This is a genomic window from Rhizobium sp. BK212, assembly GCF_014197475.1.
GTDB lineage: Bacteria > Pseudomonadota > Alphaproteobacteria > Rhizobiales > Rhizobiaceae > Rhizobium > Rhizobium anhuiense.
This window is the reverse complement of record NZ_JACIFS010000002.1, coordinates 920124-936639: the sequence shown is the minus strand read 5'-3', so window position 1 is coordinate 936639 and position 16516 is coordinate 920124. Positions and strand designations below refer to the sequence as shown.

General features: G+C 61.6%; 12 protein-coding genes. 10 read left to right on the top strand and 2 right to left on the bottom strand.

Annotation, left to right across the window (positions count from 1 at the left end; genetic code table 11):
- Position 1 precedes the first annotated feature (1 nt).
- From livM to FHT79_RS09530, 5 genes are all read left to right on the top strand, one after another.
- On the top strand, positions 2–1393 hold the full coding sequence (gene livM / locus FHT79_RS09550) for a high-affinity branched-chain amino acid ABC transporter permease LivM (protein ID WP_025570336.1): 1392 nt from the start codon (positions 2–4) through the stop codon (positions 1391–1393).
- Positions 1393–2268, top strand: coding sequence for an ABC transporter ATP-binding protein (locus FHT79_RS09545; RefSeq protein ID WP_025554934.1), 876 nt, complete (start codon positions 1393–1395; stop codon positions 2266–2268). The genes livM and FHT79_RS09545 overlap by 1 nt, the downstream gene beginning before the upstream one ends.
- A complete protein-coding gene (locus FHT79_RS09540; RefSeq protein WP_025554932.1) occupies positions 2268–3011 on the top strand; it encodes an ABC transporter ATP-binding protein in 744 nt (247 codons plus the stop codon). Before FHT79_RS09545 ends, FHT79_RS09540 begins: the two co-directional genes overlap by 1 nt.
- Positions 3012–3030: 19 nt before the next feature.
- Entirely contained in the window at positions 3031–3384 is a 354-nt protein-coding gene (locus tag FHT79_RS09535; protein WP_025570339.1) for a DUF6867 family protein, read from the top strand.
- 120 nt (positions 3385–3504) lie between these two features.
- Positions 3505–4620: a branched-chain amino acid ABC transporter substrate-binding protein gene (locus FHT79_RS09530; RefSeq protein ID WP_025570341.1), complete on the top strand. Its 1116-nt coding sequence runs from the start codon at positions 3505–3507 to the stop codon at positions 4618–4620.
- 287 nt (positions 4621–4907) lie between these two features.
- Here the strand turns inward: FHT79_RS09530 and FHT79_RS09525 are convergent, their stop codons facing one another.
- Both FHT79_RS09525 and FHT79_RS09520 read right to left on the bottom strand, forming a co-directional pair.
- Positions 4908–5825, bottom strand: a complete 918-nt coding sequence (locus FHT79_RS09525; protein ID WP_025570343.1) for a DNA-binding response regulator — start codon at positions 5823–5825, stop codon at positions 4908–4910.
- Positions 5818–9204 (bottom strand): ATP-binding protein, encoded by a 3387-nt coding sequence (locus FHT79_RS09520; RefSeq protein ID WP_183903292.1) that lies wholly within the window; start codon positions 9202–9204, stop codon positions 5818–5820. The genes FHT79_RS09525 and FHT79_RS09520 overlap by 8 nt, the downstream gene beginning before the upstream one ends.
- A gap of 179 nt (positions 9205–9383) precedes the next feature.
- On the opposite strand from FHT79_RS09520, the gene FHT79_RS09515 reads away from it, so the two are divergent.
- From FHT79_RS09515 to urtD, 5 genes are all read left to right on the top strand, one after another.
- A complete protein-coding gene (locus tag FHT79_RS09515) occupies positions 9384–11288 on the top strand; it encodes a phosphatase PAP2 family protein (protein ID WP_025570347.1) in 1905 nt (634 codons plus the stop codon).
- Between the two features lie 188 nt (positions 11289–11476).
- Positions 11477–12769, top strand: coding sequence for an urea ABC transporter substrate-binding protein (gene urtA, locus FHT79_RS09510; RefSeq protein WP_025570349.1), 1293 nt, complete (start codon positions 11477–11479; stop codon positions 12767–12769).
- Positions 12770–12968: 199 nt separating this feature from the next.
- Positions 12969–14588 (top strand): urea ABC transporter permease subunit UrtB, encoded by a 1620-nt coding sequence (gene urtB, locus FHT79_RS09505; protein ID WP_025570351.1) that lies wholly within the window; start codon positions 12969–12971, stop codon positions 14586–14588.
- On the top strand, positions 14585–15748 hold the full coding sequence (gene urtC / locus FHT79_RS09500) for an urea ABC transporter permease subunit UrtC (RefSeq protein WP_025570352.1): 1164 nt from the start codon (positions 14585–14587) through the stop codon (positions 15746–15748). The genes urtB and urtC overlap by 4 nt, the downstream gene beginning before the upstream one ends.
- Before the next feature lie 5 nt (positions 15749–15753).
- Positions 15754–16509, top strand: coding sequence for an urea ABC transporter ATP-binding protein UrtD (urtD, locus tag FHT79_RS09495; protein ID WP_025570354.1), 756 nt, complete (start codon positions 15754–15756; stop codon positions 16507–16509).
- Positions 16510–16516 lie beyond the last annotated feature (7 nt).

Below are 16516 nucleotides of genomic sequence, written 5' to 3'. Positions count from 1 at the left end.
CATGGCAAACATTGAGAATTCTGCAGGCAAGCCCGATGCCGGACTTGTCCGCAAAGGCCTTACCGAAGCCCTTTTCGCCGCTGTCCTGTCGTTCGGCATGTTCGTTCTCTATGTCGGCCTCAAGACCGACCAGAATATCAACAACGAGCTGATCATCGTCCAGCGCTGGGGATTGCTTGCAATCTTCGTCGCCGTTGCCGCGATCGGGCGCTTCGCCATGGTCGTTTTCATCAAACCGAATATCGACCGTCGCAAGCTCTCGAAGGCGCGCGAGGGCGAGCTCGACATCTCGACCGAGAAGGGCTTCTTCCGTCGGCATTTCCTGAAGATCTCGCTGATAGCACTGCTGCTCTATCCCGTGGTGATCGTGGCGTTGGTCGGCGCTCAGGGCTCGCTGAAATGGGTCGATAATTTCGGTATCCAGATCCTGATCTACGTGATGCTTGCCTGGGGACTCAACATCGTCGTTGGCCTGGCCGGCCTGCTCGATCTCGGTTATGTCGCCTTCTACGCGGTTGGCGCCTATTCCTATGCATTGCTGTCGAGCTATTTCGGCTTTTCCTTCTGGGTATTGCTGCCGCTTTCCGGCATCTTCGCAGCCCTCTGGGGCGTCATCCTCGGCTTCCCGGTGCTGCGCCTGCGCGGCGACTACCTCGCCATCGTGACGCTTGCCTTCGGTGAAATCATCCGCCTCGTGCTCATCAACTGGACTGACGTGACCAAGGGCACTTTCGGTATCTCGAGCATTCCGAAGGCGACACTCTTTGGTATTCCCTTCGATGCGACGGCCGGCGGCTTTGCCAAGCTCTTCCACCTGCCGATGTCGTCTGCCTATTACAAGATCTTCCTCTTCTATCTTATCCTGGCGCTCTGCATGCTGACGGCCTACGTCACCATCCGGCTGCGCCGCATGCCAATCGGGCGTGCCTGGGAAGCGTTGCGCGAAGACGAGATCGCCTGCCGTTCGCTCGGCATCAACACGGTGACGACCAAGCTCACCGCCTTTGCGACGGGCGCCATGTTCGGCGGGTTCGCCGGCTCGTTCTTCGCAGCCCGCCAGGGCTTCGTCTCGCCGGAATCCTTCGTCTTTCTGGAATCGGCCGTCATCCTCGCCATCGTCGTTCTTGGCGGCATGGGGTCGTTGACCGGCATCGCGATCGCCGCGATCGTCATGGTCGGCGGCACCGAGGCGCTGCGCGAAATGGACTTCCTGAAAGCGGTCTTCGGGCCCGACTTCACGCCGGAACTTTACCGCATGCTGCTCTTCGGTCTCGCCATGGTCGTCGTCATGCTGTTCAAGCCGCGCGGTTTCGTCGGCTCACGTGAACCGACTGCCTTCCTCAAAGAGCGCAGGGCAATATCCGGAAGCTTCATCAAGGAGGGCCACGGTTGATGAGCCCCGTTATCAATACAATGTCGAGCGATACGCTTCTCAAAGTTGAACACCTGTCGATGAAGTTCGGCGGCCTGATGGCCATCAACGACTTCTCCTTCGAAGCCAAGCGCGGCGATATTACTGCGCTGATCGGGCCGAACGGTGCCGGCAAGACCACGGTCTTCAACTGCATCACCGGCTTCTACAAGCCGACGATGGGCATGATCACGCTCAACCAGAAGAGCGGCAAGCAGTACCTGCTGGAGCGTCTGCCGGACTTTCGCATCACCAAGGAAGCCAGGGTGGCGCGTACTTTCCAGAACATCCGGTTGTTCTCCGGTCTGACTGTTCTAGAAAACCTGCTCGTTGCCCAGCACAACAAGCTGATGAAGGCATCGGGTTATACCATCCTCGGCCTTATCGGCGTCGGTCCCTATAAGCGGGAAGCGGCCGGAGCGATCGAGCTTGCCCGCTTCTGGCTCGAGAAGGCCGACCTGATCGACCGCGCTGACGACCCTGCCGGCGATCTGCCTTATGGCGCCCAGCGGCGTCTGGAAATCGCTCGCGCCATGTGCACCGACCCGGAGCTGCTTTGCCTGGACGAACCGGCTGCAGGCCTGAACCCGCGGGAATCGGCAACGCTCAACGCGCTGCTGCAGAATATCCGTGCTGAAACCGGAACGTCGATCTTGCTGATCGAGCATGACATGTCGGTGGTCATGGAAATTTCCGACCACGTCGTCGTTCTCGAATACGGCCAGAAGATTTCCGATGGCACGCCGGATCACGTGAAGCACGATCCGAAGGTCATCGCGGCCTATCTCGGTGTCGAGGATGAAGAAGTGGAAGAGGTGATCGCGACCGTCGAGCAGCTCGAAGGAGGCGCAAACTGATGGGCGATGAAGTAATGACGGGTCAACCGCTCCTTCAGGTGAATGGCGTCGAAACGTATTATGGCAATATCCGTGCACTGGCCGGCATCGATGTTCACGTCAACAAAGGCGAGATCGTCAGCCTGATCGGCGCCAATGGCGCCGGCAAATCGACGCTGATGATGACGATCTGCGGCAGCCCGCAGGCCCGCACCGGTTCGGTCGTCTTCGAGGGCCGCGAAATCACTCGCATGCCAACTCATGAAATCGCCCGCCTGCGCATCGCGCAGTCACCGGAAGGCCGCCGTATCTTTCCGCGCATGACGGTTCTGGAAAACCTCCAGATGGGCGCCGGCCTCGACAATCTCAAATACTTCGCCGAGGACGTCGAGAAGATCTTCACGCTCTTCCCGCGCCTCAAGGAACGCCATGCCCAGCGCGGCGGAACGCTTTCGGGCGGTGAGCAGCAGATGCTGTCGATCGGCCGCGCGCTGATGGCGCGCCCGAAGCTGCTTCTTCTCGACGAACCCTCGCTCGGTCTTGCGCCGCTGATCGTCAAAGGCATTTTCGAGGCGATCAAGAAGCTCAACGAGGCGGAGGGGTTGACCGTTTTCCTCGTCGAGCAGAACGCCTTCGCCGCCCTCAGGCTGTCGCACCGCGCCTACGTGATGGTGAACGGCAAGGTGACGATGAGCGGCTCCGGCAAGGAGCTTCTCGCCAATCCCGAGGTCCGCGCTGCCTATCTCGAAGGCGGAAGACACTAGGTCGAAAGGAGAGTTTGATATGCAGGGACTTTTCTTCGAAGGCGATGCCGGCTCCCTTGTGGCGATCCGCGTCATCGTCGTGCTCTTGGGCTTCTGGACGGCTTGGCGTGCCGGCAAAGCGGTCGCCGAGAGCTGGAACAACTATCCGCTGGCCGTCGTCTACACCTTCCTGTTGGCCTGGGCGATGCAGTTCCTGCACCACGCCCTGTTCAACGGGCCGATGCTCGACGCTTTCTACTACATCATCGATTTCGTGACGCTGCTGGTCTTCTCGACGGCCGGCTTCCGCTACCGTCGCACCAATCAGATGGTCAACAACTATTACTGGCTGTACGAAAAAACTTCCGCGTTCTCGTGGAAGGACAAACATTGACAGTCCGTTGAAACTAGGCATGAATTGCCTTCCGAGTGGAACAGCTTCCCTGGTGCAGTCAATGGTGGGTAATGCGCCGGGTCTTGGACCGAAACCCGCCCAAAAATTGGGAGTAACAATATGAAGAAGTCTCTTCTGTCGGCAGTGGCTCTGACGGCGATGGTCGCCTTCAGCGGCAACGCTTGGGCCGACGTCCTCATCGCTGTCGCTGGTCCGCTGACTGGTCCGAACGCCGCATTCGGCGCTCAGCTTCAGAAGGGTGCCGAGCAGGCGGCTGCCGATATCAACGCCGCCGGCGGCATCAACGGCGAGCAGATCAAGCTCGAGCTCGGCGACGACGTCTCCGACCCGAAGCAGGGCATTTCGGTCGCCAACAAGTTCGTTGCTGACGGCGTCAAGTTCGTCATCGGCCACTTCAACTCGGGCGTTTCGATCCCGGCTTCGGAAGTTTATGCCGAAAACGGCATCCTCGAAATCACCCCGGCCGCAACGAACCCGAAGTTTACCGAACGGGGCCTCTGGAACACGTTCCGCACCTGCGGCCGTGACGACCAGCAGGGCGCCATCGCCGGCAAGTATCTTGCCGACCACTTCAAGGACGCCAAGATCGCCGTCGTTCACGACAAGACCCCCTATGGTCAGGGCCTTGCCGATGAAACCAAGAAGGCGATGAATGCCGCCGGTCTCACCGAAGTCATCTATGAAGGCATCAATGTCGGTGACAAGGACTTCTCCGCCCTCATCGCCAAGATGAAGGAAGCCGGCGTCTCGATCATCTATTGGGGTGGTCTGCACACGGAAGCCGGTCTCATCATCCGTCAGGCAGCCGACCAGGGCCTGAAGGCGACGCTGGTTTCGGGTGACGGTATCGTTTCGAACGAACTGGCCTCGATCGCTGGCGACGCAGTCGCCGGTACGCTGAACACCTTCGGTCCCGATCCGACGCTGAACCCGGCCAACAAGGAACTCGTCGAAAAGTTCAAGGCCGCCGGTTTCAATCCGGAAGCTTACACGCTCTATTCCTACGCTGCGATGCAGGCGATCGCCGGTGCCGCCAAGGCTGCCGGTTCGACAGACGCAGAAGCCGTTGCAACGGCCATGAAGGAAAAGGGTCCGTTCCCGACCGTTCTCGGCGACATCTCGTTCGACGAAAAGGGCGACCCGAAGATCCCCGGCTACATCATGTATGAGTGGAAGAAGGGCCCGGACGGCAAGTACAGCTACTTCCCGCAGTAAGCTTCGCTTCCCCAATATGGGACATGACTATCGAAGCCCGGTTCCGACCGGGCTTCTTTTTTTGAATGTTTACATTCTCTTTCCTGGTTTGCTCGGCGTCACGAGGCCGAACCGATATGCCGGAGGCGTTACGGCGGATGGAGAACTCCGGGCATCGCCACGGAAGAGACGCGGACTGCGACGGCCAGGTGTCAGGCATGTCTGCGAACACCTGTCAGCTATGTATCAGGGCCGTACAACAGGTGGGGAGATGGCCGGTAGGCCAGAGGGGGACTTTTGATGTTTCCTCACATCTCGTGCAGCACATGCGTTGCCTTTACGGCGGCTGATGCCCGGTTCTCGACGCCGAGCTTCACGTAGATCTGTTCGAGGTGCTTGTTGACCGTGCGCGCCGACAGTCCCAATATTTCGCCGATGTCGCGGTTGGCCTTGCCTTTGGCGATCCAGAGCAGCACTTCGGATTCGCGCTGGGTGAGCGAGAAGCGCTGGCGCAGCACCTCGTCGTCGCTGCGCTGATTGGCGGCGGTGAGGCGGAAGAGATATTCGTCGGGACCGATCGCGCCGAGGAAGGCGAGCTGGAGCGCCGCCTGGCCGGCATGGGCGATCGAGATGATGCCGTCACGCACTGCGGCGACGCGGTCGCGCATCCAGCCGGCGATATGGCGGACGACGATGTCCATGCCGTCATCGCTGCCCATGGCGGCATTGACCAGCCGTGTCGCTTGCGGCGTCGACCAGTGGATGGCGCCGTCGCCCTTGACTGCCAGCAGATGGCGGCCGGCTGCATCCAGCGCGATGCGGGCGCTTTGGGCCGAGCGAGCGTTGCGCAGATGCACGCGGATGCGGGCGCGCAGCTCGTCGATGTTGATCGGCTTGCTGAGATAATCGACGCCGCCGGATTCCAGCGCGTGCACGACATGCTCGGTTTCGGTCAGGCCGGTCATGAAGATGACGGGCACCTGCGCCACCGCGGCATTCGCCTTCAGCCGGCGGCAGGTCTCGAAGCCGTCCATGCTGGGCATCACCGCGTCGAGCAGGATGAGATCGGGGGTGATGCGCTCGACGATACCGAGCGCCGCCGCGCCAGATGTGGCGATCAACACGGAGAAGCCGGATTGTTCGAGCGCGTCGGTCAAGAAGCCGAGCGCTTCGGCTGAGTCGTCGACGAGCAGAACTATGTCGCGGGGCAGGGCCGGCTCAGCCAATGGATTCCACCTTTTCGTCGAAGTCGTGCAGGAAGGTCATGAAGCCGGCGAGATCGAAGGCGGCGACATAGACGCGAAGCTGCTCGGTGAATGGCTGATTTGCCTCCACCTTGGCAAGATCCGAAAGCTTGGCTTCGATGCCTCTGATATAGCCGATTTCGCCAAGCCGCAGCAATTCCTGCACATGGGCGGCACCTGGGCTCAGCATCGGCGCTTCGATCTTGACAGGAATGGCAGGAGCGGCGTCGGCATAGATCCATTTCAGCCCAAGATGCAGGGCGAGCTTGTCGCGCAGTTGGCGGATGTCGACCGGCTTGCCGATCGCGTCGTTGTGGCTGTCGTCACTGTCGATCAGAGCGGCCGCGTCGCCGATATTGGCCGAAAGCATCAGCACTGGCGCCGTCTGACCGGCCTCGCGCAGACGCGAGACGAGCTGCCAGCCATTCATCCCGGGCATCAGGATGTCGACGAGGAAAAGATCCGGTATGATGCCCTCGATCAGCGTCAGGCATTCGCCGCCGCCTGCCGCCGTCAGCACGATGAAATCGAGAGGCGCCAGGATTTCGCGCATCATCTCGCGATGGTCTTCGTTGTCGTCGACGACGACGAGCGTGCGCCGCGGGCCGTCGTAGCCGGCGATCCGCTTTTCCTGCGGTGCCGCGGCCGCAACGCGCATGACGGCAGACAGCATCAGCCGCACGCGGAAGGTCGAGCCTTCGTCCTTCACGCTCGAAACCGAAATCTCGCCGCCGAGCGTGTTGGTCAGAAGCCGGGTGATGGTGAGTCCCAGGCCGAGCCCCGGCATCGGCCGCACGCTTTCGGCCTCGCCGCGCTGGAAGGGTTCGTAAATGCGGGGCAGGTCTTTCTCGGTAATGCCGCGGCCGGTATCGGCGACGGTGAAGGTCGCGACCTGGCTGCGATAGCCGACATCGAAGGTGACGCTGCCTTCGTCGGTGAATTTGATGGCATTGGAGAGCAGGTTGACGAGGATCTGGCGCAGGCGCTTTTCGTCGGTGCGGACGAATTGCGGCAGAGCGGCTGAGCGATCGTGGATGAAGGCGAGCCCTTTTGCCTGCGCTTGCGGGCGGAACATATCGACGATCTGGTCGAGGAAATCCTGGATGTTGATCTCGTTGGAATAGACCTGCAGGCGGCCGGCCTCGATCTTGGAGATATCGAGCAGGCCGTCGATCAGCCCGGAAAGGTGTTCGGCGCTGCGGCGGATGACCTTGATCGAGGATTGGCGCGGCGCCGGGATGGTCTCGTCGCGCTCGAGAATCTGGGCATAGCCGAGCACGGCGTTCAGCGGCGTGCGCAATTCATGGCTGAGCCCGACGACATAGCGGCTCTTGGCGCGGTTGGCGGCCTCGGCCGTCTCCTTGGCATTCTGCAGGGCGGCGTCGGTCTTCTTGTGGGCGGCGATTTCCTTGAGCAGCAGCGTGTTCTGGCGCGAGGATTCCTCCTCGGCGACGACGCGGCTGTCATGGGCGAGCACATAGAACCAGCAGACGACGCCTGAGATCACCGAGAAGACGAAGAAGACGATGAGGATCGTCCGGTTGACGACCTCGGCCGTCTCGGGTGAGGCGGCGGCGACCTGATGGGCGATCATCGCCAGGATCGCGCCGATGGCGGTCAATGCCAGCACGACGGCGATGCCGTAACGGCCGAGGCGCGTCGTCAGCTTTCCGACAATGGTATCCGGCAGCAGCGCCTTAGCGACGATGCCGACCTGCGCGTTGAAACGGGCGGCCGGCTTGCACATGTCGTGGCAGCGGCTGTCGAGTGAGCAGCAGAGCGAGCAGATCGGTGCGGCATAGGCCGGGCACCAGGCCATGTCCTCCGGCTCGAACGGGTGTTCGCAGACCGAGCAGGTGATGTTCGTCAGGTTCTTCCAGCTCTGGCGCGGCTTGCGGGCGAGATAGAATTTGCCTTTGGTCGCCCAGGCGATGACGGGCGACGCGATCAGCGCGATGACCAGGGTGATATAGGGAGCGAGCGAGGCGGCGATCTCGCCGAAGGCGCCGAAATGGGCAATCAGCGATACCGTCGCCGACAGCGTCATGGCGCCGAGGCCGACGGGATTGATGTCGTAGAGGTGGGCGCGCTTGAACTCGATGCCGGGGGGAGCCAGCCCCAGCGGCTTGTTGATGAACAGATCGGCGGAGATCGTGCACAGCCAGGCCATGGCGATGATCGAGAAGATGCCGAGCGTCTCCTCCAGCAGCCGGTAGATGCCGAGTTCCATCAAAAGCAGGGCGATGGCGACGTTGAAGACCAGCCAGATGACACGGCCGGGGTGGCTGTGGGTCAGCCGCGAGAAGAAATTCGACCAGGCGAGCGAGCCGGCATAGGCGTTCATCACGTTGATCTTCAGCTGCGAGACGACGACGAAGGCGGCCATCAACAGCAGCGCCGCATTGTGCCAGGGGACCATGTAGCCGAAGGCGGTCAGATACATTTGCGCCGGGTCGGCGGCGCGGTCGAGGGGGACGCCCGAGGTGAAGGTGAGCACGACCAGGAAGGAGCCGGCAAGCAGCTTCGGCGCGCCGATGATGACCCAGCCGGGGCCGGCCAGAAAGACCGCCAGGCGATGGCGCCACTTGCGCTGCGGGTCCGGCGGCAGGAAGCGCAGGAAGTCGGCCTGTTCACCGATCTGCGACATCAGCGCCAGGATGACGGCGGAGGCCGCGCCGAACTCGACCAGATCGAATTCGGCGATGGTGCCCGGCGGGCCTGAGGCGTGGCGAATGCCGGCGAAGGCGCGCCAGAGATCGAATTTTTCCCAGTCCAAAAAGGCGATGAAGATGAAAGGCAGGATATTCAGCACGATCCAGAAGGGCTGGGTCATCAGCTGGAACTTGCTGATCAACCGCACGCCGTGCGTCACGAGCGGGATCACCATGACGGCGCTGATGATGTAGCCGATCCAGAGCGGGATGCCGAGGGTAAGCTCCAGCGCCCCGGACATGATCGATGCCTCGATCGCAAACAGCATGAAGGTGAAGCTCGCATAGATCAGCGAGGTGATGGTCGAGCCGATATAGCCGAAGCCCGCGCCGCGCGTCAGGAGATCGATGTCGACGCCGTGGCGGATGGCGTAGCGGCTGATCGGCAAGCCGATCGCCAACATGGCGATGCTGGCGACGATAATGGCATAAAAGGCGTTGGTGGTGCCGTAGGAGAGGGTGATCGCACCGCCGATCGCCTCAAGCGCCAGAAAGGAAATCGCGCCGATCGCCGTCTGCGAGATGCGCTGCGAGGAGAAATGGCGGGCGCTTTTGGCGGTGAAGCGCAGCGCGTAATCTTCCAGCGTCTGGTTGGCGACCCAGCGATTATATTCGCGTCTTACCGGAATGATGCGTTGGCGCGCTGCCATGTCTTCCTTTCGGCATTCCGGTTGGGGCTCATCGTCTCTGCGGCAGTTTTGGCGGGATGGGCGGGAAAGGCAAGAGGCAGGCGCCGGCCGGTTCACAGAATGGCAATATTTTTGCAATTGATCTGTCACATAAGCGCTCTAACTCTCCCGGCGTTCGTTCAACCATTTCGGGTATCACCATGTCTGTTTTAAGCCTTTGCCGCCTGAGCACCGCCCTTGTCTGCCTTCTTTCCATCGTGCCATCGCTTGCCAGCGCCGAGCAGGCCACGGCGGCGAAAGTTCCTTATGCGGAGGCTGGAAACACCAACAAACGTGGTGACGCCTGCTTCTCGACGGCGGACACCAATGCCGCCGTTCACCTCCTCTCCGGTTTCCTCGAAATCTGGACCCCGCGCACGCCTTTCGTCGATGCGGGTGTCGAAGCCCCGGCCAAGGACAATTGTCCGGCGGTTGCCAAGACGGATTGGGACGGTATTCCCGCCAGCAAGACCGACGGCCATATCGTCAACCAGGCCGTCCATGACGCCAACATCGCCTATGTCGTCAATGCGACGCGGGCGCGGACGGCCGATCAGGCGTTGGCCGCCTATCTCGACGATCGGCGCGGCAAGAATGCCAGCATCGTCGATGGTCTCGGTCCGCTGACGGATGCCTGGAAGGCCGGCTCGAAGCAGACCACCACGATCACCGAGGTGGCGGCTGATGCGACGACGGTCAAATACGACGATAAGGGCAACAATCGCGGCGCCGGCAGCAAGCCGGACGCGGAAACCAAGACCGATGCCAACCCGGACATGGGCCTTGCGATCGACTTCATCAACGCCGCAAGCGGCGACGGTTCGACGGAGCCTGCCAAGCGCTATTTCAAATATGGCCGTCCGTATCGCTGGAGTCAGGACGTGTCGGTCGTCCCGACGCTGGAGCCCGCCAAAAGCGGCAAGCCGGTCGAAGACGGCGGTTTCCCGAGCGGGCATACGGCGGAAGCCTGGCGGGATGCACTGGCCATGGCCTATCTCGTGCCGCAGCGCTTTCAGGAAATGATCACGCGCGCCAGCGAACTGGGTGAAGACCGCATCCTTGCCGGCATGCATTCTCCTCTCGACGTGATGGGCGGCCGCATGCTCGGCACCGCCACGGTCGTCTACAATCTGAACAAGGCCGACAACTCAGCGCTGAAGAGCGATGCGTATGCCCAAGCGCAGGGATGGCTCATCGCCAAATCAGGCGTTGCGGATGCGGGTGCGCTCGAAGTCGCCGCGCATGCAGCGCCGCTCGCGGCAGACCGTTTCGCCGATCATGACGCCAACCGCGCTTACGTACTGAAGCGCCTGACCTACGGCCTGCCGACGATCCATGCGACCGATCAGCCGGCCCGCGTGCCGCAGGGCGCCGAAGCGCTTCTCGAAACGCGTCTGCCCTATCTGGACGGCGCGCAACGCCGTGATGTGCTTGGCACAACGGCGATTGCATCGGGCTATCCGCTCATCGACGACGCGGAAGGCTACGGCCGTCTCAACCTGTTTGCCGCCGCCGATGGCTATGGCGCGTTCGAGCAGGATGTCACCGTGACGATGGACGCGGCAAAGGGCGGTTTCAATGCGATCGATACCTGGCGGAACGGTATCGGCGGCAAGGGCAAGCTGGTGAAGCGCGGCAGCGGCATTCTCGGGCTTTCGGGCACCAACAGCTATGCCGGCGGCACCGTGCTGGAAGATGGCGTGCTGGTGGCCGGCTCATCCTCGGCCTTCGGTACCGGCGGGCTGACGGTCAATGGCGGTTCGCTCGTTCTGGCGGCCGATAAGCCGTTGACCGTGAGCGGCGATTATCAGCAGCTCGCCAATGCGACAGCGAAGCCGACGCTCGGCGCTAACGGCGCAGGCGCGCTGGTCGTCGCAGGCAAGGCGGTGCTGGCCGGCGATCTCGACGTGACGCTTGCCGATGGCTATGCCCCGACGCCGGGAACGAAGATCGAGATCTTGAAGGCGAATGCCGTGACCGGCACCTTCGGCAAGCTCACGGTCTCCGGCCACAAGGCGAGCCTCTCCTACAGTCCGACAACGGTTACCTTGACGATCGACGGATAATTTCCGGTATCGAGCGGACAGGGCATCGCTGCTGTGGGATGCCCTTCCTGCCCCGGCCTGTCTGTTTGACCCCCGCACCTACGTCATTTTGCGTATGTGTTTTTGCGCTGCAGCACCCGATAGTCCCTTAAGCAACAGTTAATCTCCGTTTCCGGCCTGTTGCGGAACAAGAAGAGGGGCTCAACCTGATGAATCTCAAAACCACTATCACCGGTGCTGCGCTCGGCGCCGTCATGGCGGCATCGGCCGCTTTCAGCGGGGCGATTGCCGCCGACGACACGATCAAGGTCGGCGTATTGCATTCGCTCTCCGGCACCATGGCGATTTCCGAAACGACGCTGAAAGATGCCATGCTGATGCTCATCGACGAGCAGAACAAGAAGGGCGGCCTTCTCGGCAAGAAGCTCGAGGCCGTCGTCGTCGATCCGGCTTCCGACTGGCCGCTGTTTGCCGAAAAGGCACGCGAACTGATCGAAAAGGACAAGGTCGCTGCCGTCTTCGGTTGCTGGACTTCGTCTTCGCGCAAATCCGTGCTGCCGGTCTTCGAAGAGCTGAACTCGCTGCTCTTCTACCCGGTGCAGTATGAAGGCGAAGAATCCTCGCGCAACATCTTCTACACCGGTGCGGCTCCGAACCAGCAGGCGATCCCGGCCGTCGACTACCTGATGAACACCGAAGGCGTGAAGCGCTTCGTGCTCGAAGGCACCGACTACGTTTATCCCCGCACGACCAACAAGATCCTCGAAGCCTATCTCGAAGCCAAGGGCATTCCGAAGGAAGACATTCTCGTCAACTACACGCCGTTCGGTTTCTCCGACTGGCAGACTGAAGTCGCCAAGATCAAGGAATTCGGCTCGGCCGGCAAGAAGACTGCCGTCGTCTCCACCATCAACGGCGACGCCAACGTTCCCTTCTACAAGGAACTCGGCAACCAGGGCATCAAGGCAACCGATATTCCCGTCGTCGCCTTCTCGGTCGGTGAAGAAGAGCTTGCCGGTCTCGACACCAAGCCGCTCGTTGGCCATCTCGCCGCCTGGAACTACTTCGAGTCGGTCGAAAGCCCGGCCAACAAGAAGTTCATCAAGGAATGGCATGCGTTCACCAAGAACGACAAGCGCGTGACGAATGACCCGATGGAAGCCGCCTATATCGGCTTCAACGCCTGGGTCAAAGCTGTCCAGGCTGCCGGCACCACCAATACCGATGCCGTTCTCGACAACATCATCGGCGTCACCGTTCCGAACCTCTCCGGCGGCTATGCCACCGTCATGCCGAACCACCACATCACCAAGCCGGTGCTGATCGGTGAAATCCAGGCCGACGGCCAGTTCGAAATCGTCCAACAGACGCCTGCCGTCGTCGGCGACGAATGGTCGGACTACCTGCCCGACTCCAAGGACCTGATCTCCGATTGGCGCAAGCCTATGTCCTGCGGCAACTTCAATGTCGCGACCGGCAAGTGCGGCGGCAAGGGCTCCTGAGCGAGCTGATCTGACACGAGCCTGAAGACTTCCGTCCGGATTGCAAATCCGGGCGGAAGCTCCGTCCCCGGCGGTCGCTGCCGAGAAGGCAACGCTGGAGCAATTCCAACAAAGGTGCACAGCGGTTCTGTGTCCGGAATTGCGTGAGAACACTGAGATAGAGCATTTCACACTATGCTCTGGTTAGGCGGGAAAGCCGATGTATCGCGCCATCAAGATTTTTCTTTTGACCCTTTGCCTGACCCTCTCGGGGCTGACGGCCGGCCTGAAGGCTCAGGACGATATCCATGCCCTCGTCGATGCGCTCGGCACCGGCGGGTTTCCGGAGCGCGAAGCCGCCATCAAGGCGCTCGTCGCCTCGAAGGATGCGCATGTCAGCCAGATATTGCAGCAGTTGAGCGACGGCCTGCTCTATGTCAATTCCGAGGAGGGCGGTCCAGTTCTCGTCCAAGGCGGCACCGAAGACGAGCTGACCTTTTCCGATCCGATCACCGGCGAGGCTGTCGCCGATCTCGATCCCGACATGATGTCCAAAGTCCGGATCAACAATTCCGTTCGTACCCTGATCGGCACCATCATGAGCCAGTTGACGCTGCTGAGCCCCGATCGCGGCGCTCGCCTTGCTGCGGCTCAAGGCCTGCTGAAGGATGCCGATCCCGCCAACCTCGATCTGCTTAATTCCGCGCTGGCGGATGAGAAGGACGCCGAGATCAAGAGCACCATGGAAGCGGCCCGTGCCGTGATGGTGCTGAAGGGCGATGTCAGCGCCGCCGAGAAGAAGGAGGCGATCGATACGGTCGCAGCCCGCGGCGGTCGCGACGCCCTGACCATTCTGACCACGGCGTTGACAACGGCGCCCGAAGATCTGAAGCCCGTCATCCAGGCGCATATCAGCTCGATCAACCGCAGCTTGGCGCTCTGGGATATCGTCCAGAACGTCTGGTACGGTCTGTCGCTCGGCTCGGTGCTGCTGCTAGCGGCAATCGGCCTTGCCATCACTTTCGGGGTCATGGGCGTCATCAACATGGCGCATGGCGAAATGGTGATGATCGGCGCTTACACCACTTATGTCGTGCAGGAATACATCACCTCGACCTTTCCTGAGCTTGCCGATTATTCGCTGGCCTTTGCGGTGCCGGCCGCCTTCATCTTCACCGGCTTCGTCGGCCTGATCATCGAGCGTGTCGTCATCCGCTATCTCTACGGCCGGCCGCTGGAAACCTTGCTTGCCACCTGGGGCGTATCGCTGATCCTGCAGCAGGCGGTGCGCAGCTATTTCGGCCCGACCAACCGCGAGGTTCGCAATCCGAGCTGGATGTCCGGCACCTTCGATTTCGGCGGGCTTGCCATCACTTGGAACCGGCTCTGGATCATCGTCTTTTCGGTCGTGGTATTCCTGACGCTGCTGATGCTGCTGAAGCGTTCCGCCTTCGGCCTGCAGATGCGGGCGGTGACGCAGAACCGGCGCATGGCCTCCTCAATGGGCATCCGGACCGGCTGGGTCGACGCCTTCACCTTCGCGCTCGGCTCCGGCATCGCCGGCATGGCGGGTGTCGCACTCTCGCAGATCGATAACGTCTCGCCGAACCTCGGCCAGAGCTACATCATCGACAGCTTCATGGTCGTCGTCTTCGGCGGTGTCGGCAATCTCTGGGGCACGCTGGTCGGCGCGCTTTCGCTCGGCGTCGTCAACAAGTTCCTCGAGCCTTTCGCCGGCGCCGTGCTCGGCAAGATCCTGGTGCTCGTCCTCATCATTCTCTTCATCCAGAAGCGTCCGCGCGGGCTCTTCGCACTCAAAGGAAGGGCGGTGGAAGCGTGATTACGGCCTTCCTTCTCCGGTCTCTCGATCGCAGGATCTCGATTGCCATCGCCCTGTTGCTGGCGGTCGCCATTCTCGTACCGGTGCTCAATCTGGCGACCGGCCCGACCAACCCGCTGCACATCCCGACCTATATCATGGCGCTGTTCGGCAAATATCTGACCTATGCGCTGCTGGCGCTGGCGCTCGATCTCGTCTGGGGCTTCTGCGGCATCCTCTCGCTCGGCCACGGCGCCTTCTTCGCGCTCGGCGGTTATGCGATGGGCATGTATCTGATGCGCCAGATCGGCTCGCGCGGCGTCTACGGCGATCCTGTCCTGCCCGATTTCATGGTGTTCCTGAATTGGAAGGAGCTGCCCTGGTTCTGGTACGGTTTCGACCAGTTCTGGTTTGCGGCGCTGATGGTGCTCGCCGTGCCCGGCCTGCTCGCCTTCGTCTTCGGGTGGTTCGCCTTCCGCTCGCGCGTCAACGGCGTCTATCTTTCGATCATCACCCAGGCGATGACTTATGCGCTGCTGCTGGCCTTCTTCCGCAACGATATGGGCTTCGGCGGCAACAACGGCATGACCGATTTCAAGGACATCCTCGGCTTCAACATCCAGGCGGACGGCACGCGTGCGAGCCTCTTTGCGGCGACCGCGATCTTCCTGGCCCTGTCGCTGATGATCGCCTCGGCGATCGTGCGCTCGAAATTCGGCAAGGTGCTGGTCGGCGTGCGCGATGCCGAAAGCCGCACGCGCTTCCTCGGCTACCGCGTCGAGCATTTCAAGCTCTTCACCTTCGTCGTCTCGGCGATGATGGCAGGCATTGCCGGCGCTCTCTACGTGCCGCAGGTCGGCATCATCAATCCGGGCGAATTCGCTCCTGCCAATTCGATCGAAGTCGTCATCTGGACGGCGGTCGGCGGGCGGGCGACGCTGATCGGGCCCATCATCGGCGCGATCCTCGTCAACGGCGGCAAGACGATCTTCACCGGCCTCTTCCCGGAGATCTGGCTGTTTGCGCTGGGCGGCCTTTTCGTCGCCGTGACGCTGTTCCTGCCGAAGGGCGTCGTCGGCACGATTGCGCAATATCTCGGCAAGCAGAAGCTTGTCTCCAAGGCTGCCCCGCCGGCGGCTGAAGAAGACGACATCGAGCCGAAAATCCAGGCAGCGGAGTGAGCACAGTGATTCCCGACGTCAAACCCACCAGCGTGCTTTATCTCAACGGCGTGTCGGTTTCCTTCGACGGCTTCAAGGCGCTGAATTCGCTGTCGATCGTTATCGAGCCCGGTGAGCTTCGCGCCATCATCGGCCCGAACGGCGCCGGCAAGACGACGATGATGGATATCATCACCGGCAAGACCAGGCCCGATGAGGGCGAGGTGTTCTTCAACGGCACGATCGACCTGACCAAGAAGGATGAAGCCGATATCGCCCAGCTCGGCATCGGCCGGAAATTCCAGAAGCCGACGGTCTTCGAAAGCCATACGGTGTGGGACAATCTGGAGCTTGCGCTGAACCGGCGTCGTGGTGTGTTCCCGACGCTGTTCTACCGGCTTTCGGGCGAGGACAAGGCGCGCATCGAGGAGATCCTGGAAACGGTGCGGCTGACGCACCGCCGTGACGAATTCGCCGCCAACCTCTCGCATGGGCAGAAGCAGTGGCTGGAGATCGGCATGCTGCTGGCGCAGGAGCCGAAACTCCTGCTGGTCGACGAACCGGTGGCCGGCATGACCGATGCGGAAACGGCGGAAACGGCGGTCCTGCTCAAGGATATCGCCAGGACCCGCTCGGTCGTCGTCGTCGAGCACGACATGGGCTTCATCCGCGACCTCGGCGTCAAGGTGACGTGCCTTGCCGAAGGCTCGGTGCTGGCGGAAGGGTCGATCGATTTTGTCAGTTCCGATCCGAAGGTGATCGAGAACTATCTGGGGCGGTGATCAGTGC